22 protein-coding genes and 1 riboswitch are annotated in these 25,761 nt (G+C 71.5%); of the genes, 13 read left to right on the plus strand and 9 right to left on the minus strand.

Annotation, left to right across the window (positions count from 1 at the left end):
* The first annotated feature begins 44 nt into the window (after positions 1-44).
* The 5 genes from OG455_RS34945 to OG455_RS34965 are packed head-to-tail and all read left to right on the plus strand — an operon-like array spanning position 45 to position 5,013.
* On the plus strand, positions 45-1,151 hold the full coding sequence (locus OG455_RS34945; RefSeq protein ID WP_266300295.1) for an aldose epimerase family protein: 1,107 nt from the start codon (positions 45-47) through the stop codon (positions 1,149-1,151).
* A gap of 37 nt (positions 1,152-1,188) precedes the next feature.
* Positions 1,189-3,645, plus strand: coding sequence for a nitrate- and nitrite sensing domain-containing protein (locus tag OG455_RS34950; protein WP_266300296.1), 2,457 nt, complete (start codon positions 1,189-1,191; stop codon positions 3,643-3,645).
* Complete coding sequence (locus OG455_RS34955) at positions 3,642-4,046, plus strand: roadblock/LC7 domain-containing protein (protein WP_266300297.1); 405 nt, start codon at positions 3,642-3,644, stop codon at positions 4,044-4,046. The genes OG455_RS34950 and OG455_RS34955 overlap by 4 nt, the downstream gene beginning before the upstream one ends.
* A gap of 53 nt (positions 4,047-4,099) precedes the next feature.
* Positions 4,100-4,444, plus strand: coding sequence for a DUF742 domain-containing protein (locus OG455_RS34960; RefSeq protein WP_266301068.1), 345 nt, complete (start codon positions 4,100-4,102; stop codon positions 4,442-4,444).
* Between the two features lie 2 nt (positions 4,445-4,446).
* Positions 4,447-5,013: an ATP/GTP-binding protein gene (locus OG455_RS34965; RefSeq protein WP_266300298.1), complete on the plus strand. Its 567-nt coding sequence runs from the start codon at positions 4,447-4,449 to the stop codon at positions 5,011-5,013.
* Between the two features lie 104 nt (positions 5,014-5,117).
* Here the strand turns inward: OG455_RS34965 and OG455_RS34970 are convergent, their stop codons facing one another.
* The 4 genes from OG455_RS34970 to OG455_RS34985 all read right to left on the minus strand — a co-directional run bounded on the left by OG455_RS34970 (position 5,118) and on the right by OG455_RS34985 (position 9,491).
* Positions 5,118-5,885, minus strand: a complete 768-nt coding sequence (locus tag OG455_RS34970; RefSeq protein ID WP_266300299.1) for a G1 family glutamic endopeptidase — start codon at positions 5,883-5,885, stop codon at positions 5,118-5,120.
* 160 nt (positions 5,886-6,045) lie between these two features.
* Complete coding sequence (locus OG455_RS34975; RefSeq protein WP_266300300.1) at positions 6,046-6,810, minus strand: G1 family glutamic endopeptidase; 765 nt, start codon at positions 6,808-6,810, stop codon at positions 6,046-6,048.
* Positions 6,811-7,053: 243 nt separating this feature from the next.
* Positions 7,054-8,262, minus strand: coding sequence for a fumarylacetoacetase (fahA, locus tag OG455_RS34980; protein WP_266300301.1), 1,209 nt, complete (start codon positions 8,260-8,262; stop codon positions 7,054-7,056).
* Complete coding sequence (locus OG455_RS34985) at positions 8,259-9,491, minus strand: homogentisate 1,2-dioxygenase (protein WP_266300302.1); 1,233 nt, start codon at positions 9,489-9,491, stop codon at positions 8,259-8,261. Before OG455_RS34985 ends, fahA begins: the two co-directional genes overlap by 4 nt.
* 350 nt (positions 9,492-9,841) lie before the next feature.
* Between OG455_RS34985 and OG455_RS34990 the strand changes: the two genes are divergently transcribed.
* From OG455_RS34990 to OG455_RS35010, 5 genes are all read left to right on the plus strand, one after another.
* A complete protein-coding gene (locus tag OG455_RS34990; protein ID WP_266300303.1) occupies positions 9,842-11,122 on the plus strand; it encodes an extracellular solute-binding protein in 1,281 nt (426 codons plus the stop codon).
* Positions 11,123-11,224: 102 nt separating this feature from the next.
* Entirely contained in the window at positions 11,225-12,172 is a 948-nt protein-coding gene (locus tag OG455_RS34995) for a carbohydrate ABC transporter permease (RefSeq protein WP_266300304.1), read from the plus strand.
* Positions 12,173-12,224: 52 nt separating this feature from the next.
* The gene (locus OG455_RS35000; RefSeq protein WP_266300305.1) at positions 12,225-13,160 is read left to right on the plus strand and encodes a sugar ABC transporter permease; all 936 of its coding nucleotides are present in this window, start codon (positions 12,225-12,227) and stop codon (positions 13,158-13,160) included.
* A 174-nt stretch (positions 13,161-13,334) separates the two neighbouring features.
* Positions 13,335-15,014: a glycoside hydrolase family 13 protein gene (locus OG455_RS35005; protein WP_266300306.1), complete on the plus strand. Its 1,680-nt coding sequence runs from the start codon at positions 13,335-13,337 to the stop codon at positions 15,012-15,014.
* A 1-nt stretch (position 15,015) separates the two neighbouring features.
* Complete coding sequence (locus OG455_RS35010; protein ID WP_266300307.1) at positions 15,016-16,068, plus strand: LacI family DNA-binding transcriptional regulator; 1,053 nt, start codon at positions 15,016-15,018, stop codon at positions 16,066-16,068.
* A 482-nt stretch (positions 16,069-16,550) separates the two neighbouring features.
* On the opposite strand, the gene OG455_RS35015 is transcribed toward OG455_RS35010, so the two are convergent.
* Together OG455_RS35015 and OG455_RS35025 are read right to left on the minus strand one after the other, a co-directional pair.
* The gene (locus tag OG455_RS35015) at positions 16,551-17,753 is read right to left on the minus strand and encodes a transglycosylase family protein (RefSeq protein WP_323185625.1); all 1,203 of its coding nucleotides are present in this window, start codon (positions 17,751-17,753) and stop codon (positions 16,551-16,553) included.
* A gap of 7 nt (positions 17,754-17,760) precedes the next feature.
* Positions 17,761-17,924: riboswitch (cyclic di-AMP (ydaO/yuaA leader) on the minus strand.
* A 755-nt stretch (positions 17,925-18,679) separates the two neighbouring features.
* Positions 18,680-19,684 (minus strand): hypothetical protein, encoded by a 1,005-nt coding sequence (locus tag OG455_RS35025; protein WP_266300308.1) that lies wholly within the window; start codon positions 19,682-19,684, stop codon positions 18,680-18,682.
* Positions 19,685-20,171: 487 nt separating this feature from the next.
* On the opposite strand from OG455_RS35025, the gene OG455_RS35030 reads away from it, so the two are divergent.
* Positions 20,172-20,408: a DUF397 domain-containing protein gene (locus tag OG455_RS35030; protein ID WP_266300309.1), complete on the plus strand. Its 237-nt coding sequence runs from the start codon at positions 20,172-20,174 to the stop codon at positions 20,406-20,408.
* Between the two features lie 405 nt (positions 20,409-20,813).
* Here the strand turns inward: OG455_RS35030 and OG455_RS35035 are convergent, their stop codons facing one another.
* Complete coding sequence (locus OG455_RS35035; RefSeq protein WP_266300310.1) at positions 20,814-21,434, minus strand: ATP-binding protein; 621 nt, start codon at positions 21,432-21,434, stop codon at positions 20,814-20,816.
* Between the two features lie 383 nt (positions 21,435-21,817).
* Here OG455_RS35035 and OG455_RS35040 point away from each other — a divergent pair, with 383 nt between their 5' ends.
* A complete protein-coding gene (locus OG455_RS35040; protein WP_266300311.1) occupies positions 21,818-22,684 on the plus strand; it encodes a helix-turn-helix transcriptional regulator in 867 nt (288 codons plus the stop codon).
* Positions 22,685-22,812: 128 nt separating this feature from the next.
* Here the strand turns inward: OG455_RS35040 and OG455_RS35045 are convergent, their stop codons facing one another.
* The gene (locus OG455_RS35045; RefSeq protein WP_266300312.1) at positions 22,813-23,463 is read right to left on the minus strand and encodes a TetR/AcrR family transcriptional regulator; all 651 of its coding nucleotides are present in this window, start codon (positions 23,461-23,463) and stop codon (positions 22,813-22,815) included.
* A gap of 207 nt (positions 23,464-23,670) precedes the next feature.
* Positions 23,671-25,197, minus strand: coding sequence for an MFS transporter (locus tag OG455_RS35050; protein ID WP_266300313.1), 1,527 nt, complete (start codon positions 25,195-25,197; stop codon positions 23,671-23,673).
* Positions 25,198-25,308: 111 nt separating this feature from the next.
* Between OG455_RS35050 and OG455_RS35055 the strand changes: the two genes are divergently transcribed.
* Positions 25,309-25,728 carry a MarR family winged helix-turn-helix transcriptional regulator gene (locus tag OG455_RS35055; protein WP_266301070.1) on the plus strand — a complete coding sequence of 140 codons (420 nt, stop codon included), beginning with the start codon at positions 25,309-25,311 and terminating at the stop codon, positions 25,726-25,728.
* Positions 25,729-25,761 lie beyond the last annotated feature (33 nt).

Genomic DNA, 25,761 nt, shown 5'->3' on the forward strand with positions numbered 1-25,761 from the left:
TCGGCAAGCCTCCCGTCCGCAAGGCGAATTCGAAGGAGCAGCAGATGGCGTCGAATCCCGTTCCCCCGGTGACGGTCTCCCGGGCACCGCTGGATTCCAGCGGTGCCGGCGCCGCGATCGAGCGTTGGACGCTGGCGGCCGGGCCGGTGGAGGTGCAGGTGCTCACCCTGGGCGCCACCCTGCACGGCGTGCGGGTCCCGGACCGCACCGGCGCGGTGGCCCAGGTGCTGCTGGGCTCCGAGCACCTGGGCGAGTTGCTCGGTCCGGCCCGCCACTTCGGCGCCACCGTGGGGCGCTACGCCAACCGGATCGCCGACAGCCGCGTCACCCTGGACGGCGTGGAGCACCGGCTGGCGCCGACCGGCGGCGGGGTCACGCTGCACGGCGGTCCGGACGGCTTCGCCGACCGGTTGTGGCAGGCCGAGCAGGTCGGCGAGGAGGGGCGCGCGGGGGTCCGGCTGCACCTGCACAGCCCCGACGGCGACCAGGGCTTCCCCGGGGCGCTGGACGTCTGGGTCAGCTACCTGCTCTCCGGCGGCGGTGAACTGGCCATCGAGTACCGGGCCGTGACCACCCGGCCCACCGTCGTCAACCTGACCAACCACGCCTACGTCAACCTGGCCGGCGAGGGCAGCGGCGACGTGCTCGGCCACCTGCTCACCGTGGACGCCGACGAGTACACCCCGGTGGACGAGCGGCAGATCCCCTTCGGCCCGTACGAGCCGGTGGCCGGCACCCCGTTCGACTTCCGTACCCCGCGCCCGATCGGCAAGGGCATCCACGAGGAGCACCCGCAGCTGACCGGCCCCGGTGGCTACGACCACAACTGGGTCCTGCGCCCGCGCCCGCAGGACGGGCCGCCGGTGCGGGCGGCGCTGCTGGAGGACCCGGTTTCTGGGCGAAGCCTGGAAGTGCTCACCACCGAACCGGGGGTCCAGGTGTACACGGCCAACAGCTTCCACGGCGCGGTCCGCGGGCCGAGCGGGGTCGCCTACGGGCCTTACGCCGGGGTCGCGCTGGAGACGCAGCACCACCCGGATTCGCCGCACCACCCGGCCTACCCGTCCACCGAGTTGCGCCCTGGCCAGGAGTTTCGTTCGGTGACCGTACTGCGGTTCGCCTCGGGTTTTCCCAGGAGTCACACAGTATGACTAGTATCGCTCCGTCAAAGGTCGTACCACAGACGGCGTGTCGCTACAGATCGCCGCCCCTCACGAGGAGAATGCCCTGCGCGCGCGTGGAGCCTCCAAGCTGCGAAAGACGTCGCGTAAGACGTCGAAGAACGGGCGCTCGCGCCTGACCCTGCGGACCGCCCTGCTGGTCCTGGCGATCGTGCCCAGCATCGCGCTCACCGCGCTCTGGGCCGTCACCACCGGACAGACCCTGTCCGACTTCCAGCGGCAGGCGGCGCAGGGGATGCTGGCCCAGAAGGCCGGCCAGCCCACCAACATCGTGTACTACAACCTGCAGGAGGAACGCCGGCTCAGCGCCCAGCAACTGGCCCAGCCCGGGAGCGTCACCGACCAGCTGGCCCGCCAGCGGCAGAGCACCGACGACGCGGTGCGCACCTTCCTGAACCTCTCGAAGGTCACCGACTCCAACGCCTCCACCGAGGTGCGCGGTGCCCTCGACACCACCCGCACCGCGCTGGGTCGGCTCGCCCAGCAGCGCACCGCCGTGGACCAGGGGAAGACGGACCAGGAGACCACGTTCTCCTACTACACGGACGCGATCAGCGACGACCTCGCACTGCTGACCGCGATCGGCCACGTGGACAACGGCGAGGTCAGCTACATCTCGCGGGTCCTGGTCCAGGAGTTCTGGGCCGAGGAGACGATCTCCCGCGAGGACGCGATCCTGGCCCGCGGCTGGCCCAGCGGCAAGCTCTCGGCGCTGGACCTCGCTTCGGTACAGCAGTTGATCGGCGCCCAGGCCCTCCTCTACAAGAGCGAGATCCTGCCGTTCCTGCCTCCGAAGGAGGCCGCCGCCGCGCAGCAGTTGACCAACGGCTCGGCCTGGCAGACCAAGGTCGGCATCGAGCAGCTGATGGTGCTGAAGCCCGCCGCGGCCAACGCCGACGGGACCATCCCGCTGCCACCCGTGCAGGCCCAGTGGCGCCAGTCCGTCGACCTGGCCACCCCGCAGTTGGTCTCGCTGCTGCAGACCCGCTCCGACTCGGTGGTCGCCACCGGCAAGAGCGCCGTCAGGACGCTGCTGCTGCGGGTGGTGCTGACCAGCGTCATCGGCCTGATCGCCGTGATCGCCGTGATCATCACCTCCTGGCGGCTGACCCGCTCGCTGCGCCGCCGGATCGTGGACCTGCAGGGCCAGGCCGTCGAGCTCGAACGCACCCTGCCGGAGCTGGTGGACCGGCTCGGACGCGGCGAGCAGGTGGCACCGGAGCAGGGGAGCCGGGAGGTCAGCGCCGATCCGGCCGGCGGCGACGAGCTCAGCCGGCTCGGCCAGGCGCTCGACCTGGCCCGGCACAGCGCCGTCACCGCCGCCGTCGGCCAGGCCGAGCAGCACCGCGGCTTCGAGCGGTTGCTGCAGCGCATCGCCCGCCGCACCCAGCTGCTGATCGGCCTCCAGCTCAAGACGCTGGACGAGATGGAGCGCAAGCACGAGGACCCCGAGGTGCTCGAAGGCCTCTTCGACCTCGACCACCTCACCGCCCGCCTGCGCCGTTACGAGGAGAACCTGGTCATCCTGGCCGGCGGTCAGCCCCAGCGCCGCTGGCGCAAGCCGGTCCCGCTGCTGGACGTGCTGCGCGCCGCCCAGGGCGAGGTGCAGGACTACCGGCGGATCCTGATCGACATCGAGGGCACCCCGTGGCTCTCCGAGCGCGCGGTCGGCCCGGTGGTGCACGTGCTGGCCGAGCTGATGGAGAACGCCGCGGCCTTCTCCAAGCCGCCCACACCGGTCGAGGTGCGGGCCGCGATGGTCGGCCGGGGTCTGGCGGTGGAGATCGAGGACCGCGGGCTCGGCATGGAGACCGAGCAGTTGGACGCCGCCAACGGACTGATGCGCCGCCCGCCGCGACTGGACGTGCTGGCGCAGGCCGAGGACATCCGGCTCGGCCTCTACGTGGTCGCCCGACTGGCCGACACGCTGGGTCTGCGGGTGGAGTTCCGCGCCTCGGCGTTCGGCGGCACCCGCGCGGTGGTGCTGATCCCGGGCGAGCTGGTCACCAGCGGACCGGTGCTGGAGCCGGTGCTGGTGGAGGCCGGCGCGCTGCCCTCCCGGGTCCGCGGCCGCACTCTGCCCGCCGAGCCGGCCGCGGTGCGGCAGCCCCTGCCGCCGGCCGCCGCGCCCGCGTCCGCCCCGGTGCCCGCGCCCGAGTCCGCCCCCGCGGTCCGTCCGTCCTGGGCGGCCTCCGCCACCGACCACGAACGGACGGCCGAGACCGTGCAGCCCCCGCTCCCGCAGCGGGTCCGCCAGGCCAGCCTGGCCGCCGAGCTGCGCATCCCGCCCACCTCGGCGGACCAAGGCCCGACCCCTGGTGACCCGGCTGAGGTGCCGCCCCCCGCCCCCACCCGATCCGGTGCCGCGATCGGGGCCTTCCAGCGCCGCTCGCGCGCCGCCCGCCTCGGTGACGAAAGCACCGGGGAGCTGACCCCTATCCCGACCAGTGAGGACCCGTCATGACGCGCACCACCGCCACCCATCAGGATCTGGACTGGCTGCTGGACGGGTTGGTCGACTCGGTGGCCGGGACCAGACACGCCGTACTGCTCTCCGACGACGGCCTGGTGGTCAGCAAGTCGCGCGGGATCGACCGGGCGGACGCCGAGCGGCTGGCGGCGGTCGCCACCGGTCAGCAGAGCCTGGCCCGCGGGGTCGGCACCCTCTTCGGCGGTGGTTCGGTGCACCAGGTGATCGTGGAGCTGGCCGAGTTGTGGCTCTTCATCACCGCGGCCGGGCAGGGCACCCACCTGGCCGTGATCGCCTCCCAGTCGGTGGACGCCGAGGTGATGTCGCTGGCCATGCACACGCTGGTGCAGCAGGTCGGCCAGAAGCTCAGCACCCCGATCAGGGGTGTCGGGTGACCCCGCGCTGGCAGGAGCTGGAGGCGGAGATCGGTGACGACGGCGCGGAGTCCATGGTCCGCCCGTACACCATCACCCGTGGCCGCACCGCGCCCGAGCGCGACGACCTGACCCTGATCACCGTGCTCTCGGCGGTGTCGCGCGGCGCCGACCAGGCGAGCCGGCGGCTGCAGCCCGAGCACCGGGTGATCATGGCCCGCTGCCTGCGGCAGCCGGCGGCGGTCGCCGAGCTCGCGGCCGATCTGGACCTGCCGGTCTCGGTGACCAAGATCCTGCTCGGCGACCTGATCGCCCAGGGCCTGCTGGTCGCCCGCGCCCCGATCTCGGTGGCACGGGCCAGCGGGGGCGTGGACATCGGCCTGTTGAACGCCGTACGTGAAGGACTGCGGAGACTCTAGAGATGACTGACAGTCAGGCGGCTCCGGCCGCCGTAAAGATCCTGATCGCGGGCGGCTTCGGCGTCGGCAAGACCACGCTGGTGGGCTCGGTCAGCGAGGTCGCCCCGCTGCGCACCGAGGAGTACCTGACCCGGGCCAGCGTCGGCGTCGACTTCCTGGACGGGGTGGACTCCAAGGACACCACCACCGTCGCGCTCGACTTCGGCCGGATCACCATCGGCCCCGAGCTGGTGGTCTACCTCTTCGGCACCCCGGGCCAGGAGCGCTTCTGGTTCATGTGGAACGACCTGGTGAACGGCGCGCTGGGCGGGGTGGTGATCGCCGACACCCGGCGACTGGAGAGCAGCTTCGCCTCGATCGACTTCTTCGAGAGCCGACAGATCCCGTTCGTGGTGGCGATCAACTGCTTCGACGGGGTCAACAGCCGCGCATCTGCCGAGATCCGAGCCGCGCTGGACCTGGACCCCCAGGTGCCGCTGCTGATCGGGGACGCGCGCTCGCGGCCGTTCGGGCGGGACGTGCTGCTCGCCCTGGTCGACCACCTGATCAACCAGCCTGCCCTCGTCTGAAGCCCCCTGAACCATCCGGGCGCCACGACGCCGCGGGCCCGCCGGTCGGTGACCGGCGGGCCCGCGTGCGTTCGGCGCGGTGCGCGGTGCGCGGTGCGCGGTGCTCAGCTGTGCTGCCAGGCCACCGAGAAGGCGTTCTGCGTGGTCAGCGCGGAGGTGGTCGCCAGGGTGGTGCCGTCGTGCTCGGCCATGGTGATGTTCTCGGGGTCGAAGCTCCCGATCGGCTTGCCGTTGGCGCTGGCGTCGCTGAACTGCACCTGGCCGAAGTCGGTCAGCGGCAGCGGCCCGCTCGCGGTGGACGGCGCCTCGGCGATGATCTCGGCGGAGGCCAGCGCGGGGTTGTGCAGGGTCTTGTGGATGGTGTGGCTCCAGCCCTGGGTGGTGTCCGAGAGCTTCAGGGTGAAGGAGCCGCTGCCGGACTCGGTGACCGAGGCGGTGAAGTGGTCGCCCGCCGCCACCGGGTCGTTGTAGCTGACCGGGTAGGCCGGGTACATCTCGTACCAGGAGTAGTACTGCGGGGAGCCGCCGGAGCAGTCGACCTCGCTGCCGGTCTGCTCGACCGAGTCGCTGCCGTCCCCGTCCAGGCCGACCCAGAAGCTGGACCAGGTGTCTGTGCTGCCGCACTGTCCGGCGGGCTGGACCCAGCTCGCGCTGACGCTGGTGAACTTGGCACCGGTCGCGGCGTAGCCGGACCAGTTGGTGCTGGTCCCCTGGGCGACCGGGCCGTGCGGACCGGTCAGGTGAGGGGAGGTGGCCACCATCGGCGCCCGGACCAGGCCGGGGCCGGCGGCGGCGAGAGCGGGCAGGGGGGTGCCGAGGGCCGCCGCCAGGGCGGCGGAGGCGGCCAGGGCGCGGCGGCAGGGGGCGGGCATGGCTACTCCACCGGATCGATTGTGTGCTGACAGGCTGTATGCCGAGCTACGTATGCCCGTCCGACGGTCCGTTGATGTGACACATACTCAGATCTACCCTGTGCTTCACCTGTTCGGGTGAGCTGCCGCGCCCTGACCGCTAGTCAGCGTCCGGCGGTGGTCAGCCCTCGGCCTTCCAGGTCACCGAGAAGGCGTTGCCGCCGCTCAGGGCGGAGGTGCTGGCCAGCGTGGTGCCGCCGCTGGCCATGGTGATCTGGTCGGGCGAGAAGTTGCCGATCGGCTGGCCGTTGGCGGTGGCCGAGGTGAAGTTGATCTTGCCGAAGTTGGTCAGCGGCAGGGCGCCGCTCGAGTCGGACGGCGCCTCGGCGATGACCTCGGCGGAGGCGAGGGCCGCGTTCTTCAGGGTCTTGTTCTCGGTCTTCGACCAGCCCTGGGTGGTGTCCGAGAGCTTCAGCACGAAGGCGCCGCTGCCGCTCTCGGTGACCGAGGCGGTGAAGTGGTCGCCGGGGCGGACCGTGTTGCTGAAGTTCACGGGGTAGGCCGGGTACATCTCGTACCAGGAGTAGTACTGCGGGGAGCCGCCGGAGCAGTCGACCTCGCTGCCGGTCTGCTCGACCGAGTTGCTGCCGTCCCCGTCGAGGCCGACCCAGAAGCTGGAGTAGGTGTCGTCGCCGTTGCAACTGGCCGCCGGCTGCACCCAGCTGGCGCTGACGCTGGTGAACTTGGAGCCGGTGGCGGAGTAGCCGGACCAGTTGCTGCTGGTGCTGTTGACGGTCCCGCCGTGCGCGGTGAGGTGGTGCGAGGCGACCGCCATCGGCGCGTTGACCAGCGCGGGTGCGCCGACGGCGAGGGCGGGCGCGGCGCTGCCGAGGACCGCGGTGAGTGCGGCGGCGATGGCCAGGGTACGGCGAGGAGTTGCGGACATGGCTGCTCCCTTGGGGGCGAGAGGAGGGGGTCGGTGTCGCGCGAACTGCGGTGGGGATGCGCCTGTTTGACGGCGCGCCGACAACTTTAGGGCAGCCAGCCGGGTAGATGATGTTACGGGTATGCAAATCTTCCTGTGAGGTCGATGAGAAGAGTTCCATGCGGAGCGGGGGCGGTGGGAGCGGGCGCAGCGAAGCGGCCGGCCACCCCGGATGGGGTGGCCGGCCGCTTCGCTGTCGGTGCGTCAGCCGGTGATGGTGCCGCTCACCTCGCCGAACCCGATCCGCACGCCGTCCGCGCCCGGTGCGGTGGCGGTCATCGTCACGGTGTCGCCGTCCTGCAGGAAGGTCCGGCTCTCCCCGTCCGGCAGGGTGAGCTGGTCGCGCCCGTTCCAGGTCAGCTCGATCAGCGAGCCGCGCTGGTCCGCCTCGGGGCCGGAGATCGTGCCCGAGCCGTAGAGGTCACCGGTGCGCAGCGAGGCGCCGTTGGCCGTGGTGTGCGCCAGCATCTGGGCCGGCGACCAGTACATCCCGGCGTACGGCGGGCGGGAGACCACCGAGCCGTTCAGCCGCACCGCCAGGTCGATGTCCAGCCCCCAGGGCTCCTTCTCCACCAGGTAGGGCAGTGGCTGCGGCTGCTGCACCGGGGTGGCCACCCGGGCGGCCTCCAGCGCGGCCAGCGGCACCACCCAGGGGGAGATGGAGGTCGCGAAGGACTTGCCGAGGAACGGGCCGAGCGGCACGTACTCCCAGGCCTGGATGTCGCGCGCGCTCCAGTCGTTGAGCAGTACGGCGCCGAAGACGTGCTGCGCGAAGTCGTCGACGTCCACCGGCTCGCCCAGCTTCGAGCCGGCGCCGACGACGAAGCCGAGCTCGGCCTCGATGTCCAGCTTCACCGAGGGGCCGAAGACCGGTGCCGGGTCGCTCTGCGCCTTGCGCTGCCCGCTCGGGCGGCGGATCTCGGTGCCGGAGACCACCACGGTGCCCGCGCGCCCGTGGTAGCCGACCGGCAGGTGCTTCCAGTTCGGCAGCAGCGCCTCACCGTCGGGCCGGAAGATGTGGCCCAGGTTGGTGGCGTGCTGCTCCGAAGCGTAGAAGTCCACGTAGTCGGCCACCTCCACCGGAAGGTGGAGCTTCACCTGGTCGATCCGGTGGAGGTTGGCCTCCACCAGGCGTCGCTCGCCCTCGGTGGTCAGCAGGTCGGTGACCCGCTCGCGCACGTAGGCCCACTCGGCCGGGCCCCGGCGCAGGAACCGGTTGAGCGAGCCGGTGGCCAGGTCGGCGCCGAGCGGGGTGCCGGCCCAGACCGCCGAGAGGTCGAGCACGAACGCGCCGATCGCCACCCCGACCCGCGGTTCGGCCGACCCGCGCGGGGTGAAGACGCCGTAGGGCAGGTTCTGCACCGGGAAGTCGGAGCCGTCCGGCACCGGGACCCAGCTCTGGAGGGCTGTCACTGCTGCTTGCCACCGTCCTGCGGGCCGCGCCCGCTCCAACTCCACGCGTACTTGCCGTCGTCACTCGCCCGCCCGCCCTCGGCGACCTCCAGCGGGCGGAAGGTGTCCACCATCACCGCGAGCTCGTCGAAGAACTCGGCGCCGATCGAGCGCTCGTAGGCGCCGGGCTGCGGACCGTGGGTGTGCCCGCCGGGGTGCAGCGAGATGGAGCCCTGGCCGATGCCCGAGCCCTTGCGCGCCTCGTAGTCGCCGCCGCAGTAGAACATCACCTCGTCGCTGTCCACGTTGGCGTGGTAGTACGGCACCGGGATGGAGAGCGGGTGGTAGTCCACCTTGCGCGGCACGAAGTTGCAGATCACGAAGTTGTTGCCCTCGAAGACCTGGTGGGCCGGCGGCGGCTGGTGGATCCGGCCGGTGATCGGCTCGTAGTCGCTGATGTTGAAGGCGTACGGGTAGAGGCAGCCGTCCCAACCCACCACGTCGAAGGGGTGGGTCGGGGTGACGAAGACGGTGCCGGCGATGCCCGAGGAGCCGTTGCCCCGGTGCTTGACGTAGATCTCGGTGTCCTCGTCGCGCTCGGCGTCCCCGGCCAGCAGCGGCCCCACCGGCCCGCGCAGGTCGCGCTCGCAGAACGGCGCGTGCTCCAGGAGCTGGCCGTACTTGGAGAGGTAGCGCTTGGCCGGGGTGATGTGGCTGTTGGCCTCGATCGCGTACAACCGCAGCGGCTGCTCGCCGGTCGGCAGCCAGCGGTGGGTGGTGGCGCGGGGCAGCACCACGTAGTCGCCCTGGCCGACCTCCAGCGAGCCGAAGACCGTCTCGACCGTGCCGCTGCCGGACTCCACGTAGACGCACTCGTCGCCTATGGCGTTGCGGTAGAGCGGGGAGGGCGCCCCGCAGGCGACGTAGGCGATCCGCACGTCGGCGTTGGCGAGCACCACCCGGCGCCCGCGCACCGCGTCGGTCTGCCGCCACTGCTCGCCCGGGAAGAGGTCGTGCAGCTTGAAGTGGAAGGGCTTCAGCGGGTGGTTCGGCTCCGGCTTGCCGTCCGGCAGCGCCCAGATCCGGCTGTCCACCAGGGCGGAGGGGATGGCGCGGTGGTAGAGCAGCGAGGAGTCGGAGGAGAAGCCCTCCTCGCCCATCAGCTCCTCGTAGTAGAGGCCGCCGGCCTCGTTGCGGTGCTGCGTGTGCCTTTTGGGCGGCACCGTGCCGACGGTGCGGTAGTACGCCATCTGCGCCTCCTGAGCGACTGACGCCCTGGACTGCGCCGGCCAGGGCGAGACCCGCCCATGGGGTGGGGGCGGTCCGGACCAATCCCATGGCCAGGGCCCCGGTGCTGTCAAGGACCGCCCTGCGGGTCAAGACGCGCGACGGCAACTCTCCGGACACGCGGATGTAACGATCAACCAGTTCTTGCAGAAAACCGCTGCAAGAACTTTCAAAGCGCCTTGCGGCGCTGTTACGTTCCTGGTCACAAGCCCGGCGCCGACACCCGGTGCGGTCGGTGTCAGGGGGCCAGTATGCGCTCCCGTCCCCCGGCCCGGGCACCCCACCCCCACCCCCCTTTCCCCAAGGAGTTCTCATGCGGCGTGGCATCGCGGCCTCCGCCCTTGTCGCGGCCCTCGCGGTCTCTCTCGCGGCCTGCGGCAGCAACGGCTCCGGTTCGTCCTCGGCCTCCGGCCCGGTGACCATCACCTACTGGGACACCTCCAACGCCACCAACGAGGCGCCGAACTACCAGGCCGTGGTGCAGAAGTTCGAGGCGGCCAACCCGACCATCAAGGTCAACTTCGTCAACGTGCCGTTCGACCAGGCGCAGAACAAGCTGCAGACGGCGATGAGCAGCAAGGGCGCCCCGGACGTCTTCCGCTCCGACGTCGGCTGGACCGCCGCCTTCGCCAAGGGCGGCTACCTGACCCCGCTCGACGGCACCGCCGCGCTGCCGAACGCCGGCGTCTTCCAGCCCAGCCTGATCAAGCAGGCCCAGTACCAGGGCAAGACCTACGGCGTGCCGCTGGTCACCGACACCCTGGGCCTGCTCTACAACAAGGCGCTCTTCGCCAAGGCCGGCATCACCGCCGCGCCCACCACCTGGGACGAGCTGAAGGCCGACGCCGCCACGGTCAAGGACAAGACCGGCGTCGACGGCTTCGAGATGCGGGCCGGTGACGGCTACTACGCGATGCCGCTGCTCTTCGGCGAGGGCAGCGACATGGTGGACGCCGCCAACAAGAAGATCACCGTCAACTCGCCCGAGGCCGTGAAGGCGATCAACACCTACCAGTCGCTGTTCACCGCGCCCGGCACGGTCAAGGCCGACATCACCTCCGACGGCTACGCCCACATGATGGACGCCTTCAACAGCGGCAAGGTCGCGGCGATCATCAACGGCCCGTGGGAGATCACCAACATCTACAAGGGCTCGGCCTTCACCGACCACACCAACCTGGGCATCGCCGCCGTCCCGGCCGGCTCCACGGGCAAGGCCGGCGCCCCCACCGGCGGCCACAACATCGCGGTCTACGCCGGTTCGGACGCCGCCCACCAGGCCGCAGCCGAGAAGTTCGCCGCCTTCATGACCTCGGCCGACAGCGAGTCGTTCATCGCGGAGAAGAACTCCACCCTGCCGACCCGCTCCGACGCCTTCACCGCCGACGTCAAGTCCGACCCGGGCATCGCCGGCTTCCAGCAGATCCTGTCGTCGGCCCAGCCGCGTCCGGCGCTGCCCGAGTACGCCTCGCTCTTCACCTCGCTGGGCACCAACCTGGCCCAGGTGGCCACCGGTCAGAAGGGTGTGCAGGCCGGCCTGGACGCCACCGCGCAGGACTACGCCAAGATCCTGCCGGACTTCGCCAAGCAGTAGTCAGCCCCTCCGCTCGGCCCGCCACGGGGGCGGGCCGAGCGGTCGCTGCCCCGTCCGACCGCCCCGCCCCGCACGTCGTCCTCCCAAGAAGGTGTCACCCCCATGGCAGCCCTGGCGCAGCGCCTGAAGCTCTCGTACAGCAAGTACTGGTACGCCTACGCGATGGTGGCACCGGTGGTCATCGTGCTGGGCGTCCTGGTGGCCTATCCGCTGGGCCGGGGCATCTACCTGACCCTGACCGACGCCAACAGCCTCAACGTCGGCCACACGGTCGGGGTCAACCACATCCCCGACACCTTCACGTTCGTCGGGCTGCACAACTACTCCGACATCCTCTTCGGCCCCGGCTCCTACGACCGCTTCTGGTCGCACTTCGTGTGGACCATCGAGTGGACCGTGCTCTGCGTGACCCTCACCGTCGGCACCGGTCTGGGCCTGGCGCTGCTGCTCAACCAGAAGCTGCGCGGCCGCACCGCCTACCGGATGCTGCTGGTCGTGCCGTGGGCGGTGCCCACCTTCGTGACCGTCTTCTCCTGGCGGCTGATGCTCGCCGACGGCGGCCTGGTCAACACGCTGCTCGGCTCGCTGCACCTGCCCCAGCCCAGTTGGCTGGAGGACCCGCTGGCCCAGAAGACCGCCGCGATCCTGGTCAACACCTGGTGCGGGGTGCCGTTCATGATGCTCTCGCTGCTCGGCGGCCTGCAGTCGATCCCCGCCGAGCTCTACGAGGCCGCCGAGATGGACGGTGCGAGCGCCTGGCAGCAGTTCCGCCACGTCACGCTGCCGGGCCTGCGCTCGGTCTCCAGCACCGTGGTGCTGCTCGGCGTGATCTGGACCTTCAACCAGTTCGCCATCATCTACCTGCTGTTCGGCATGAACGCCCCTGACGTGCAGATCCTGGTGACCTGGGCCTATCAGCTGGGCTTCGGCCAGCAGCCGCGTGACTACGCCCAGTCGGCGAGCTACGGAATCATCCTGCTCTCCATCCTGATCGTCTTCACGGGCTTCTACCAGCGCTGGCTCAAGCGCAACGACCAGACCGCCATCTGACGGCCGGTCCGCACCACCGCCACGAGAGCACGCAGGAACGGAAGGCCTTCAGATGACCACCAGCACCACCAGGACCAGCACCACCGACCTCGCCGCCCCCGCCCCGGCCCGCCCCTCGGCGCGCACCCGGCCGGCCGGCGCCGGCCGGGTCCGCCGGCGCGGCGAGCGCAGCCGCACCGCCTCCGTGCTCACCCACGGCGTGCTGGTGCTGGCCGCCTTCGTCGCCGTCTTCCCGGTCCTCTGGCTGGCGTACATCGCGCTCGGCCCGGACGAGACCGACTACCTCAAGCCCGGCGGGATCCTGCACAAGGCGAGCTTCGCCAACTTCTCCCAGGTGCTGAACCACACCGACTTCCTCACCTGGTTCGGCAACTCGCTGCTGGTGGCCGGCGGCACCTGCGTGCTCGGCGTGATGATCGCCGCCAGCACCGGCTACGCCGTCTCCCGGATGCGCTTCCCCGGGCTGCGCCCGCTGATGTGGTCGCTGCTGGTGACCCAGATGTTCCCGATCGCCGTGCTGATCGTGCCGATGTACTACATCCTGGCCGGCCTCAACCTGCTGGACAGCTACGGCGGCCTGATCCTGGTCTACGCCGGCACCGTGGTGCCGTACTGCGCCTGGCTGCTGAAGGGTTACTTCGACACCATCCCGCTGGAGATCGACGAGGCCGGGCGGGTGGACGGGCTCAGCCCGTTCGGCACCTTCTGGCGGCTGATCCTGCCGCTGGCCCGCCCGGGCCTGGCGGTGGCCGCGTTCTACACCTTCCTGACCTGCTGGGCCGAGGTGCCGTTCGCCTCCACCTTCATGCTCAGCTCCGACAAGTACACCCTGGCCGTCGGCCTGACCACCTTCGTCAGCCAGCACGACAGCCAGTGGAACCTGATGGCCGCCACCGCGGTGCTGATCGCGATCCCCGCCTCGGCCTTCTTCTACCTGGTCCAGCGGCATCTGGTCGCCGGGCTGACCGCGGGTGCCGCGAAGTCCTGACGGAAGTCCAGACAGACGTCCTGACAGAAGTCCAGGCGGAAATCCTGACAGACGTCCTGACAGAAGTCCTGACGGACAGTCAACTCCTACCAGTATTCTGCCTTTTGCGCGTGCGTCGAGCGCCCATTCGCGCGAGTCGCCGGCACGCCACCTAGTCCCCGAGGGATCTGCCTGATGACCCAGAACCTGGCCGACACCACCCGGCCGACCACCGCCTGCGCCGCCCTCGGCGGCGGTTCCAGAGGCTGGTGGCGGGACGCCGTCATCTACCAGGTGTACCCGCGCAGCTTCGCCGACGCCAACGGCGACGGGATGGGCGACCTGCCCGGCGTCCGCAGCCGGCTGCCCTACCTGCGCGACCTCGGTGTCGACGCGGTCTGGCTCTCCCCGTTCTACGCCTCCCCGCAGGCCGACGCCGGCTACGACGTGGCCGACTACCGCGCGGTGGACCCGATGTTCGGCACCCTGCTGGACGCGGACGGCCTGATCCGCGACGCGCACGCGCTGGGCCTGCGGATCATCGTGGACCTGGTCCCCAACCACTCCTCCGACCAGCACGAGTGGTTCCAGCGCGCGCTGCGCGAGGGCCCCGGCTCCGCGCTGCGGGAGCGCTACCACTTCCGCCCCGGCAACGGCGTGGACGGCGAACTGCCGCCCAACGACTGGGAGTCCATCTTCGGCGGCCCGGCCTGGACCCGCACCACCGACCCCGACGGCACCCGGGGCGACTGGTACCTGCACCTGTTCGCCCCCGAGCAGCCCGACTTCAACTGGGACAGCCCCGCCGTCGCCGACGAGTTCCGCTCGATCCTGCGCTTCTGGCTGGACATGGGCGTGGACGGCTTCCGGGTCGACGTCGCGCACGGCCTGGTCAAGGCCCCGGGCCTGCCCGACCTGGGCAGCCACGACCAGCTCAAGCTGCTCGGCAACGACGTGATGCCCTTCTTCGACCAGGACGGCGTGCACGAGATCTACCGCGCCTGGCGCCGGATCCTGGACGAGTACCCGGGCGAGCGGATCGCGGTGGCCGAGGCCTGGACCCCCACCGTCGAGCGCACCGCCAACTACGTGCGCCCCGACGAGCTGCACCAGGCCTTCAACTTCCAGTACCTGGGCACCGCCTGGGACGCCGCCGAGCTGCGCGCCGTGATCGACTCCTCGCTCGCCGCGATGCGCCCGGTCGACGCCCCCGCCACCTGGGTGCTCTCCAACCACGACGTCACCCGGCACGCCACCCGCTTCGCCAACCCGCCCGGCGGCACCCAGATCCGCACCCCCGGCGACCGCGAACTCGGCCTGCGCCGGGCCCGTGCCGCCACCCTGCTGATGCTCGCGCTGCCCGGCTCCGCCTACCTCTACCAGGGCGAGGAGCTCGGCCTGCCCGACGTCACCGACCTGCCCGACGAGGTCCGCCAGGACCCCTCCTTCTTCCGCGCCAGCGGCCAGGACGGCTTCCGCGACGGCTGCCGGGTCCCGATCCCGTGGTCCGGCAGCACCGCCCCCTTCGGCTTCGGCCCGAGCGAGGGCGGCCCCAGCTGGCTGCCGCAGCCCGCCGAGTGGGCCGCGCTGAGCGTCGAGGCGCAGACCGGCGACCCGGCCTCCACCCTGGAGCTCTACCGCGCCGCGCTCGCCGTGCGCCGTGAGCGGCCCGAACTCGGCGCGGGCAGCTCGGTGGAGTGGCTGCGGGCCCCGCAGGGGGTGCTCGCCTTCCGCCGCGAGGGCTTCGTCTGCCTGGTCAACACCACCGGCGAGCCGGTCGCCCACCCGACGCACGGACGCCTGCTGCTCGCCTCGGCCGGGACGGTCGAGCCGGGCCTGCTGGCTCCGGACTCCACCAGCTGGTGGGCGGTCTGACATGGTTGCAATAGGCTCTGGGCTCGTGACTACGGCGCGACTCTCGGACATCGCGGCGCAGGCGGGGGTCAGCGAGGCCACCGTCAGCCGCGTCCTCAACGGCAAGGCGGGCGTTTCGGCCGCCACCCGGCAGACCGTGCTGGCCGCGCTGGACGTGCTCGGCTACGAGCGCCCCACCCGTCTGCGCCAGCGCAGTGCCGGTCTGATCGGTCTGATCACCCCGGAGCTGAGCAACCCGATCTTCCCGGCGCTGGCCCAGGTGATCGAGCAGGTGCTCAGTCGGCACGGCTACACGCCGGTGCTCTGCACCCAGACCCCGGGCGGCTCGACCGAGGACGAACTCGTCGAGCTGCTGGTCGAGCGGGGCGTGGCGGGCATCGTCTTCGTCTCCGGGCTGCACGCCGACGTGACCGCCGACCACGACCGGTACGCCAAACTGACCGGCCGCCAGGTGCCGTTCGTCCTGGTCAACGGCTACAGCGAGAAGATCGCCGCGCCGTTCATCTCGCCCGACGACCGGGCCGCGATGGCGATGGCCGTCCAGCACCTGGCCGAACTCGGCCACCAGCGGATCGGCCTGGCCGTGGGCCAGCGCCGCTACGTGCCCGTGCTGCGCAAGATCGAGGGCTTCACGGCGGCGGTGCGCTCGGTGCTCGGGCTCGGGGCCGAGCAGGTCGAGGAGTTGGTGCACCACACCCTCTTCACCGTCGAGGGCGGTCACGCGGCCGCCGGTGTGCTGCTGGACCGAGGCTGCACCGCGATCATCTGCGGCAGCGACCTGATGGCGCTCGGCGCGATCCGCGCGGTGCGTCAGCGCGGCCTGAGCGTGCCCGGCGACGTCTCGGTGGTCGGCTTCGACGACTCGCCGCTGATGGCCTTCACCGACCCGCCGCTCACCACCATCCGCCAGCCCGTCGAGGCGATGGCCATCGCGGCGGTGGACGCGCTGCTGGAGGAGGTCGGCGGGGAGTCGGGCCAGCGCGCCGAGTTCATGTTCCAGCCCGAGCTGGTGGTGCGCGGCTCCACGGGGGCCCGCGCGCACCGCGGGGAGTAGCCGGCCGCACGGGCGCCGCCACCGGGCGGCGCGGCGCGGCACGGTGGCACCGCACAGCACTCGCGACGGCACAGCACTCACGACGGCACAGCACTCGCGACAGCACAGCACTCACGACGGCACAGCACTCACGACGGCACGGCGCCGCGGGTTCCGAGCGGACCCGCGGCGCCGTGCCGTGCTGCGTGCCGAGTGCTGCGTACGCGCGTGCCGGGCGGGCGGGTCAGCCGTCGGTGTCCGGCGTGCTGTCCACCACGGCCGCGGGTCCCCTTCGCGGTCGGTGCGGGCCGCGGCACGCACCGGCACGCCCGAGGGCCGTCTCCCCTGGGGGGAGACGGCCCTCTTGGCTGCCCTGCGGTTGCGATCGGCGGGGCCGATCGGCACATGTCCGTCCGTGTGCGTACTTCACTACGTCCACGGCATCGCGTACTTCACTACGCGTCGGTCACCACGCGTACTTCACTACGCGCGCGCCGGCTGGATCAGACCCGGCCGGCGAAGTCCGGGGCGTAGTTGGCGATGGTCTCGTACTTCACGCCCGCGCTCGGGTTGGCGGCCTCGACGAACTGGCCGTTGCCCACGTAGATGGCGACGTGGTAGACGCCCGAGTCCTGGCCGTTGTTCGACCAGAACAGCAGGTCGCCCGGCTGCAGGCTGTTCATCGACACCGGGGTGCTGGCGGCGGCCTGGTCGGCGGCGACGCGCGGGATGGAGATCCCGGCCTTGGCCATCGCCGCCTGGGTCAGGCCGGAGCAGTCCCAGCCGCCGTTGCCGGTGCCGCCGTAGATGTAGGCCTGGCCGACCTGGGACTCGGCGAAGCTGATCGCCGCGGCCATCGAGCCGCTCGCCGCCGGCGCGCTGGTGGCGCTGCTGGTGGCGGCGGTGGTCTGGGCGGGCACGGCCGGGGCCGGCGCCGGTGCCGGTGCCGGGGTGCTGGCGGGAGCGGAGGTGGTGGTGCCCTGCGAGCCGCCCAGGGACAGGTGCTGGCCCGGGTAGAGGACGTCGGGGCCGTGGGTCAGGACCGACTTGTTGAGGTCGTAGAGCTTCTGCCAGCCGCCGTCCACGTGGTGGGCGTTGGCGATGGTGGAGAGCCAGTCGCCGGCCTGCACGGTGTAGCTCTGGTCGCCCTGGGAGTGGTTCCAGTGGCCCCAGCTCCCGTGGCTCGAGGAGCCCTGGTCGGAGGAGCCCTGGGTCGAGCCGCTCTGCGCCGGGGTGCTCTGCGCCGGGGCGCTGGGGGCGGGGGTGCTCGGCGCCGGGGTGCTGGTGCTGCCGGTGGAGGAGGAGCCGGTGTTGACGACCGGGGCGGGGCCGCCCTGGGTCAGGCCGGCCTGCACGGAGCAGACGGGCCAGGCGCCGGGGCCCTGGTCGGCGAGCACCTTCTCGGCGACGGCGATCTGCTGGTCCTTGGTGGCCTGGTTGGCCTGCGCGGCGTACTGGGTGCCGCCGTAGGCGGCCCAGGTGGAGGCGCTGAACTGCAGGCCGCCGTAGTAGCCGTTGCCGGTGTTGATGCTCCAGTCGCCGGTGCTCTCGCACTGGGCGACCTTGTCCCAGGTGGAGACCGAGGCGGCGGAGGCGGTGGTGGCGGTGATGCACGGCAGGCTCAGGCCGAGGCCCAGCAGACCGGTGGCGGCGATCACCCGGCGGGTGGTGCGGGACGGACGGGTCGTGCCGGTGGTGGGCAGCATAAAGACGCGATCCTCTCCTACGCCTGCGAGGTGAGCTGTCGGATTCGGACTGGAGTTGCCCGGCCGCGCTGCTGCGCGGCTTCACCCCTAGCCCCGATCACCGGTCCGAAGACCGGCGCCTGGGCGGCTTACCTGGTTCCCCCGCTCCTGCCGTGGCTGCGTTTTCGCGCTGCCAGCGCGGTCGGTGGCAGGACTAGGCGTCCGGCGCGCTGGGTCCGTGTGACCACGAACGGGGAGCACGTTAGACAGAGATAAGTTGAAATCGCAAACAGCTGTGATGGCCATCACACCGGCTCCACGAGTGCTTCAAGATCGCCCCGGAGTGACAGCTGAGGGGGTGTCGGGGGAGTGAGGCTCCCGGCGTCGGCAACTGGCCCGCCGGGCACGGAAGGTGCTGGCCCCTCAGGCGCTCGGACGCTGATGGGCCGTCCGTTCCGCGGGGTCGGCGGCGGCCGGGTGAGCAGAGAAATTCACTGCCGGAGACGGGTCGGCGAGCGGGGTGGGAGTCCGGTGGGGCGCGGGGCGGTGTGACAGGTCGACATCAACTGAATGTCCGATTTGCCCCTTCTGTCACTCCGTCAGGACGACGCCGCGAACCGCTCCCTGCCGCCCCCTCGGCCGCGGCCGTGGACGCCCCCGCTTGTCATCGGTTCGTCATCTGCTCGCCACCTCGCCGGGGCCGGGCGGGGCCGGGCGGGGCCGCGGGGGTAGCCCGCCGGTGGCCCGCCGATCGTCTGTCGACCGTCTGCCGAGCGCCCGTCGGAGCGCCGTCCAAGCGGCTGTCGAGTGCCCGTCGGAGCGCTCGTCGAGGAGCCGGAAGCGCGGACCAGCCGCCCGGGGGCACGCCACTGGCCCTGTCCCCGGTGTTCACCGTGGACAGGGCCAGGAGCGGTCCTGCTGAGTGTGTGCCGCGTTCTCCTACCGCGTCACTCGCCCGCGTCGGCCTCCTCGGCGAGCGCCCGCTCGGCGGCGGCCAGCTCCGCGGCGGCACGCTCGGCCGCCTCCTCGGCGGTCGGGGCGGGCAGAGCGGCCAGGTACGACGAGGCGATCAGCTGACCGATCGTCGGGTAGGCGCCCAGTGCGGCGGCGCTCGGGCAGCCGGTCTCCTCGGCGGCGGCGACCAGCAGCTCTTCCTCGACCTCGGGGCCGATCACCAGCGGCGCCAGCGCCGGGCGCTGCGAACCGGTGGCCCGCAGGTGCTCGACGGCGGCGGCCACCGACCCGGGCACGTCCAGCGCGGCCGCCACCACCGGCACCGCCAGGCGGGCCGCGAGCAGCACGCCGGTGATCCCGGCGGCATCGGCGGCGGCCTGGCCGCCGACCGTGGTCAGCACCACGCCGTCCGCCGCGGTGGTGATGGCGAAGAGTCGGGCGCGGTCGGCGCGGGCCAGGCCGGCCTCGGAGAGTCGCACGTGCACCGCCTCCGCCAGCAGCGGGTGCGGGCCGAGCGCCTCGGTCGGCAGCGCGCCGGTTTCGGCGGCCAGGGAGTGCAGGTCCGTCAGGTAGTCGTGCGGGCCGGGCAGCAGCGGCACCAGCACCGGGGCCGGGCGGCCGGCCTCCAGGGCGCCGGCGATCAAGCCCTCGACCGTCGCGGTCGGCCAGAACCGCGGGTGTGCGTTCGTTTCGTTCGGTTCGGCGCCCTCGTCCGCGTTCGCGGTCGGCTCGCCCTGGTACGGGTCCTGCTCCGCCGCCGGGGCGGTGGGCAGCCAGCCGGCGGCGACCTCGATGCCGGGCTGCTCGCCGCGGATCACCGAGACCAGCTCGTTCACCAGCGCGACCGCGGCCGGGGTGGCCACGGCGGGCACGGCGAGCACGAGTGCCGGTGCGCCGACCGGCACCTCCGGCCTCTCGGGCCGACGGTGGCGCCCCCGCGCGCGGGAGCCTGGCGTGCGGACGGGCAGTGGTGCGCCCGGGATGGCTGCAGTGCTCATGCCGGAGATCGTAGGACATGCGCGTGATCGCCCCGCATCCGGCCGGGCCTCCTCGCGCGTCATAGAAGGGGAGGGGGCGGTGCCGTGCGGGCCGCCAACCCGGACAAGCCGCGGCAAAACCCTCCCCGCCTGGTGCTGATGTGACGGAGTGTGAGGGTTTGGCTGCGAAGTTGATCACCGGGGAGCGGTGTCAATGGCTGAACCGGTCAGCCTTATCGGCCCGTACTCCGACGCCAGGTCACTGATCGTCGGGCGATTTGGCGTCAGTTGTCCGGTTCTGTGTGGCTGGAGGGGTTCTGGAGGACTGCTGTGGTCACCTCGCGTACGGGCTTCTGCACGCGCAAAATCACATGCCGATGCACGTGCATTAGCGTTATCATTACGAGTAGTAAGGCATCAGCCCTGCCCGTACGAGCCGGAGGCGGCCGGCGGCCGGAGCGGTCGGGCGTCGCGTAGTACGAGCACTCCAGGCTCTTGGGAGATTTCTATGCACCACACGTACAACGGCATGGCGGCTGCGGACCTCGACGGCGTGGTCTGGCAGAAGAGTCGGCACAGCAACTCCAAGGGAAACTGCGTCGAGTTCGCCGCCCTCCCCGACGGTGCGGTCGCGATGCGCAACTCGCGCTTCCCGAACGGGCCGGCGCTCATCTACACCCGCGACGAGATCACGGCGATGCTGCTCGGCGTCAAGGACGGGGAGTTCGACCACCTGGTGGCCTGATGGGCGAGTGCGCCCACCGATACGAGTAAGCGCCGTCGTGGGAGTTGGTGCCGCGACGGCGTTCGGCGTGTCCGGGCACGCGGTGCGCGCTCCTGGCGTGGCCGCCGGAGGCGCGATTGCTGGTTGAGGAGCCGCCGGATGTGCGGCCGCCGGTCGTGCGGCCTCCGAGCGGGGTGGGGCCGGGAGGTGCGGTGCGGCCAGTCTCGGTGCCGGCAGGTATCAGTGCGGGCGGTGTTGGTGCGGGCGGAGCCGGTGCGCCGAGTGCCGGCCGCGAAGACGGCGGAAGGCCGGGCGAGGGCTCGGCTCCCCCCGGCCGTCGACCGGGAGGCGCGCCCTCGTCGCACGGCCGACGGCTAGGGCCGGTCCGGGCGATCTTGCCGGGCGCCAAGATCGCCCGGACCGGCCCTAGGCGGAGCGGCGGTGGCGTCCGGCGGTCATCGCTGACAGGGCGTCAGGCGCCAGGCCGGAGTCGCCTTCTGACGTCTCGTCGGCCTGGAACAGGGCCCAGACCACCTTGCCGGCCCCGGAGGCCAGCGGGTGCCAGCCCCAGGAGCGGCTGAAGGAGTCGACCAGGTGCAGGCCGCGGCCCGACTCGGCGACGAAGTCCGCCTCCCGGGTGACCGGTCCCGCGCTGCTCGGGTCGCTGACCGCGCAGACCAGTTGGGGTGCTCGGTGGACCAGGCTTATTCGGATCGGCAGCCGGCCCTCGGAGTTCGGCCGGACCTCGGGGTGCTGGCTCTCCAGGGAGCGGCCGCTGCCGCCCTGTACGGGGAAGCCGGCCATGACGCCGCCCGGACAGGAGGCCGCCGCCAGGTCGCTCGGCGTCGGCTGCCCGATCGCGTGGCGCAGCGCGTTGGTGACCAACTCCGAGGCCACCAGGGCCACATCGTCGAAGAGGTCGTCCAGGCCCCAGTGCAGCAGAGTGCTCCGGGTGAAGTCGCGCGCGGTCTTCACCGCGTCGTAGCGGGGGGCGAGCGTACACGTCACGACGTCAGAATCGACGGCCAGGGCCGTAGCGGTGCCCATGAAGAGCTCCTCCCATAAGGGGGCGGACACGGCTGGACCCGGCGGGGTCATGCCGGTCACCTCCGACTCGCTCGGCCGCTTCGCCCTCGTCGTGACCAACCGCGCACGGTCGACGACGTAGCCCGCGGGGAATGTCCAAGGGGCGTGCAACTGCACGTGCACCATCGTGCTCTGCGCTCACGGCAGATGCAAGAGTCGATTCACGTGCAGTCGGCCGATTGGCATATGCAGGCGCCGGATGCACGTGCAGCGGAACGTGCTGATGGACGTGCGGATGGACGTGCCGATGCAGAATTGATAGATCCTTCTGCCACTACACGCACTGTGAGCGGCCAAGTGATGGCAGACTGTGCGCTGTTTCCCGATGCGGAGGTTCCCACGGCATGACCACAGCGCAGCCCGGCGGCGGTTCCATGGTGCGCCGGATCCTCCTGGGCTCTCAGCTGCGCCGCCTGCGCGAGAGCCGCAACATCACGCGTGAGGACGCCGGTTACGCGATCCGCGCCTCCGAGTCCAAGATCAGTCGGATGGAGCTCGGTCGGGTCAGCTTCAAGGAGCGCGACGTCGCCGACCTGCTGAGCCTGTACGGCGTGACCGACGGTGAGGAGCGCGAGTCGCTGCTCGGCCTGGTCCGCGAGGCCAACAAGTCCGGCTGGTGGCACAGCTTCAGCGACGTGCTGCCCGGCTGGTTCCAGACCTACGTGGGCCTGGAGGAGGCCGCCTCCCTCATCCGCACCTACGAAGTGCAGTTCATCCCCGGCCTGCTCCAGTCCGAGGACTACGCCCGCGCGGTCTTCGGGCAGAGCCGGCCGGTGCTCAGCGACGAGGAGATCGAGCGCCTGGTCGGCCTGCGGCTGCGCCGCCAGAAGCTGCTGACGGATGGTCAGGGGCCGCGCCTGTGGGCGGTGATCGACGAGGCGGCGCTGCGCCGTCCGGTCGGCGGGCCGAAGGTGATGCGCGGTCAGCTCCAGTACCTGATCGACATCGCCGAGCAGCCCAACGTGGTGATCCAGGTGATGCCGTTCCGGTTCGGCGCGCACGCCGGCGAGAGCGGCGCGTTCAGCATCCTGCGCTTCCCCGAACAGGACTTGGCCGACGTGGTCTACCTGGAGCAGCTGACCAGCGCGCTGTACCTGGACAAGCGCGACGACGTCGATGCCTACGTGCAGGTGATGGAGCGGCTCTGCGTGGACAGCCTGACCCCCGAGCGCACGATCGAGCTGCTCGCCTCGATCCTCGCGGAGAGCTGAGCCGGAATCCGACCCGCGGTGTCCGAACTCCGGCCTGCTGCGCCCGGATTCCGCCCGGCTCCACCAGGATTCCACCCGGCTCCACCAGAACTCCGCCCGGCCGGGCGGGGATCGCGGACCGGCCCCGCTCAGGAGGCGGTCGGTCCCGGCGGCACCCAGTGCGGCCGGCTCGGCGCCTGCGGCTGCGGCGGGCGGCCCAGCTCCCAGGGCAGCGAGTAGCGTGCGAACAGGTCGGCCCTGATCGGCGGCAGCGGGGTCTGCGCGTCCGGCAGCAGCACGCCGATGCAGCCGCCCATCAAGGCGCTGCGCAGCACCGCGTGCTCGGCCACCGGGTCCTGGGCGCCCCAGCCCACCAGCACCTCGCGCAGGATCGCCCCCAACTGCTGCTGCTCCGGGTCCTGCACGAAGCCGCCGGTGTCCGGGTCGAGGATCAGCGCCAGGTGTGAGCGCATCACCCGCGGGTGGTCGAGCGCGAGGTGCAGCACCGTGTCGATCGCGGTGGCCAGTCGGGCCTGCGCGGAGGCGTCGGCGGGCAGTTCGGCGAGCGCGGCGGTCAGCTCCAGGTGCATCAACCGGTGCGTGGCCGACTGCATCAGGAGTCGTTTGCCGTCGAAGTAGTAGGACACCAGGCCGCGTGCGAGCCCGGCCCGCTCAGCGATGTCGGCCAGTGTGGTGGCCGCGTATCCGTGCTGGTCGACGAGTTCCACGGTGGCCCGCATCAGCCGGCGCCGGGAGCGCAGCCGCATCTCCTCGTTGACCGATTCCCCACGAGGTGCCATCGTGTCAGCTCCGTACGTTTGGTTGACTCAGGGCCAATATACGTCTGGCGCGGAGCACCGATGGCGGATGCCCGAGGCGAAGGCGGGCGTCGGCCGGTACGGAACGGTGTCGGTCTCACCAGAACGGGGGACTGGTGAGACCGACGCCCACCGGGCAGCGGCGGTTCCGCCGGCCCGGTGGGCGTGACAGTCGTGCGTGCCGGTCGGTCAGACCTTCTCCTCCAGCGCCGCCTCGGCGCCGAGCCGACCGTAATCGTAGTCCGGGACGGTGAGCGCGGCGCCGGCGCGTCGCCGGTCCAGCAGCGCCCCTGTCACGGTCACCACCAGGGCCACCAGGGCCACTCCGGTCACCAGGGCCAACCCGGGCCGGTAGCCGTCCAGTTGCGCGGTGGCGCTGGTGCCGCCATGGCTGCCGGCGGTGAGCACGGCGGTGGTCACGGCGAGCACCAGGGCGTTGCCGATCTGCATCGCGGTGTTCACCAGGCCCGAGGCCAACCCCTGCTCCTCGTCGGCCACCCCGTTGGTGGCGGCGATGTTGGCCGAGGGGTAGAAGAGCGCGAAGCCCAGGCCGAGCAGCACCATGCTGGGCAGTACCAGGGCGAGGAAGGTGCTGTGGGTGCCCAGGCGCAGGAAGAGCGCGTAGCCGATGACCATCGCCAGGCTGCCGAGCGGCAGCAGCTTGCCGGTGCCGTAGCGGTCCACGATGGCGCCCATCCTGGTGGCCGACAGGGCGACCAGGGCGCCGGCCGGCAGCAGCGCGAAGCCCATCTCCAGGGCCGACCAGTGCAGCACCCGCTGCAGGTAGAGCGCGACGATGAACTGGAAGCCCGCGTAGGAGCCCATCAGCGTGAAGGCGGCCAGGTTGGCCCGCGCCACGCTGCCGTTGCGGAAGATGCCCAGCCGCACCAGCGGGTGTGCGGTGCGCTGCTCGATCAGCAGGAAGGCCGCGCCGAGCACCAGGACCACGAGCAGCGAGCCGAGGGTGCGAAGGCTGGCCCAGCCGGCGCCCTGCGCCTCGGTGACGGTGTAGACGAGCAGCAGCAGCGAGGCGGTGCCGGTGATCGCGCCGGCCACGTCGTAGCCGCCGCCCTGCTGCTCGTGCGAGTGCCGGGGGAGCAGCTTGACCGCGAAGACCAGGGCGATCAGGGCCACCGGGACCGGCATCAGGAAGGTCCAGCGCCAGCCGACCGAGGTGAGCAGGCCGCTGAGCACCAGGCCGAGCGAGTAGCCGCTGGCGCCGCAGGTGGTGAAGATCGACAGCGCCTTGTTGCGGGCCGGGCCCTCGGGGAACGTGGTGGTGATGATCGACAGGGCGGCCGGCGCGGTGAACGCGGCGCTGGCGCCCTTCAGGAACCGGGCGCCGATCAGCAGCCCGCCGTCGTCCACCACGCCGCCGAGCAGTGAGGCGGCGGCGAAGACCGCGAGGGCGATCAGGAAGACCCGGCGCCGGCCGAGCAGGTCGGCCGCCCGCCCGCCGAGCAGCAACAGTCCGCCGTAGCCGAGTACGTAGCCGGAGACCACCCATTGCAGCGCGGACGTGGAGAGCTTGAGGTCGGAGCCGATCGAGGGCAGGGCGACGCCGACCATGGAGACGTCCAGCGCGTCCAGGAAGAGAGCGGCGCAGAGCACGATCAGCGCGCCCCAGAGCTGGGGGCTCCAGCGCAGGGCATCGGACGGAGCGTCAGGGTTCCTTCGGGCATGGCTCGGTGAGGCGTCACGGGGTGCTGTGGTCATGGGCAAGAGACTACATGCACGTGCAATCAATGCAAGTAAATATAGTGTGAACTCATATAGTTCCCGTGCATGTGATAGGCTGCCCGGGTGTCCGTACAAGACCCTCAGTCCCTGCGGTCCGGCGCCGAGCAGTCCGGCGTCGAGACGACCGCCCTGGTCGCCGAGTGGCGCGACCTGCTGGCCCGCCACGCGGCGACCGCCTGCGCCCTCGACCGTGAGCTGGGCGAGGCCTTCGGCCTCTGCATGAGCGACTTCGAGGTCCTGGAGCGGCTGGCCGAGGCCCCGGGCAAGCTGCGGGTGCAGGTGCTCGCCGACAAGGTGCACCTGAGTCAGAGCGCGCTCTCCCGGCTGATCGGCCGGCTGGAGAAGGCCGGCCTGGTCGAGCGGGTGATGTGCGAGATCGACCGGCGCGGCATCGTCGTGCTGCTCTCCGAGGCCGGCCGCGAGCGCTACGAGGCGGCCCGGCCGCTGCACCGCGAGGTCATCGGCCGCATGCTGACGACACCTCAGGCGCCACCGAGCTGCGGCTGAAACGGCGTTGGGCCACGGCAGACCCGCAACCCG

This window comes from Kitasatospora sp. NBC_01287, from assembly GCF_026340565.1.
Lineage (GTDB): Bacteria > Actinomycetota > Actinomycetes > Streptomycetales > Streptomycetaceae > Kitasatospora.

What these genes read in the sequence shown, in the direction of transcription:
- OG455_RS34985 (WP_266300302.1), bottom strand. Translation starts at nt 9,491, where the DNA reads ATGGCGTACTACCGCACCGTCGGCACGGTGCCGCCCAAAAGGCACACG.
- OG455_RS34970 (WP_266300299.1), bottom strand. Translation starts at nt 5,885, where the DNA reads ATGCCCGCCCCCTGCCGCCGCGCCCTGGCCGCCTCCGCCGCCCTGGCG.
- OG455_RS34975 (WP_266300300.1), bottom strand. Translation starts at nt 6,810, where the DNA reads ATGTCCGCAACTCCTCGCCGTACCCTGGCCATCGCCGCCGCACTCACC.
- OG455_RS34945 (WP_266300295.1), top strand. Translation starts at nt 45, where the DNA reads ATGGCGTCGAATCCCGTTCCCCCGGTGACGGTCTCCCGGGCACCGCTG.
- OG455_RS34955 (WP_266300297.1), top strand. Translation starts at nt 3,642, where the DNA reads ATGACGCGCACCACCGCCACCCATCAGGATCTGGACTGGCTGCTGGAC.
- OG455_RS35010 (WP_266300307.1), top strand. Translation starts at nt 15,016, where the DNA reads ATGGTTGCAATAGGCTCTGGGCTCGTGACTACGGCGCGACTCTCGGAC.
- OG455_RS35025 (WP_266300308.1), bottom strand. Translation starts at nt 19,684, where the DNA reads ATGAGCACTGCAGCCATCCCGGGCGCACCACTGCCCGTCCGCACGCCA.
- OG455_RS34960 (WP_266301068.1), top strand. Translation starts at nt 4,100, where the DNA reads ATGGTCCGCCCGTACACCATCACCCGTGGCCGCACCGCGCCCGAGCGC.
- OG455_RS35015 (WP_323185625.1), bottom strand. Translation starts at nt 17,753, where the DNA reads ATGCTGCCCACCACCGGCACGACCCGTCCGTCCCGCACCACCCGCCGG.
- OG455_RS35045 (WP_266300312.1), bottom strand. Translation starts at nt 23,463, where the DNA reads ATGGCACCTCGTGGGGAATCGGTCAACGAGGAGATGCGGCTGCGCTCC.
- OG455_RS35050 (WP_266300313.1), bottom strand. Translation starts at nt 25,197, where the DNA reads ATGACCACAGCACCCCGTGACGCCTCACCGAGCCATGCCCGAAGGAAC.
- OG455_RS35040 (WP_266300311.1), top strand. Translation starts at nt 21,818, where the DNA reads ATGACCACAGCGCAGCCCGGCGGCGGTTCCATGGTGCGCCGGATCCTC.
- OG455_RS35035 (WP_266300310.1), bottom strand. Translation starts at nt 21,434, where the DNA reads ATGGGCACCGCTACGGCCCTGGCCGTCGATTCTGACGTCGTGACGTGT.
- OG455_RS35000 (WP_266300305.1), top strand. Translation starts at nt 12,225, where the DNA reads ATGACCACCAGCACCACCAGGACCAGCACCACCGACCTCGCCGCCCCC.
- OG455_RS34990 (WP_266300303.1), top strand. Translation starts at nt 9,842, where the DNA reads ATGCGGCGTGGCATCGCGGCCTCCGCCCTTGTCGCGGCCCTCGCGGTC.
- OG455_RS35005 (WP_266300306.1), top strand. Translation starts at nt 13,335, where the DNA reads ATGACCCAGAACCTGGCCGACACCACCCGGCCGACCACCGCCTGCGCC.
- OG455_RS34995 (WP_266300304.1), top strand. Translation starts at nt 11,225, where the DNA reads ATGGCAGCCCTGGCGCAGCGCCTGAAGCTCTCGTACAGCAAGTACTGG.
- OG455_RS35030 (WP_266300309.1), top strand. Translation starts at nt 20,172, where the DNA reads ATGCACCACACGTACAACGGCATGGCGGCTGCGGACCTCGACGGCGTG.
- OG455_RS34965 (WP_266300298.1), top strand. Translation starts at nt 4,447, where the DNA reads ATGACTGACAGTCAGGCGGCTCCGGCCGCCGTAAAGATCCTGATCGCG.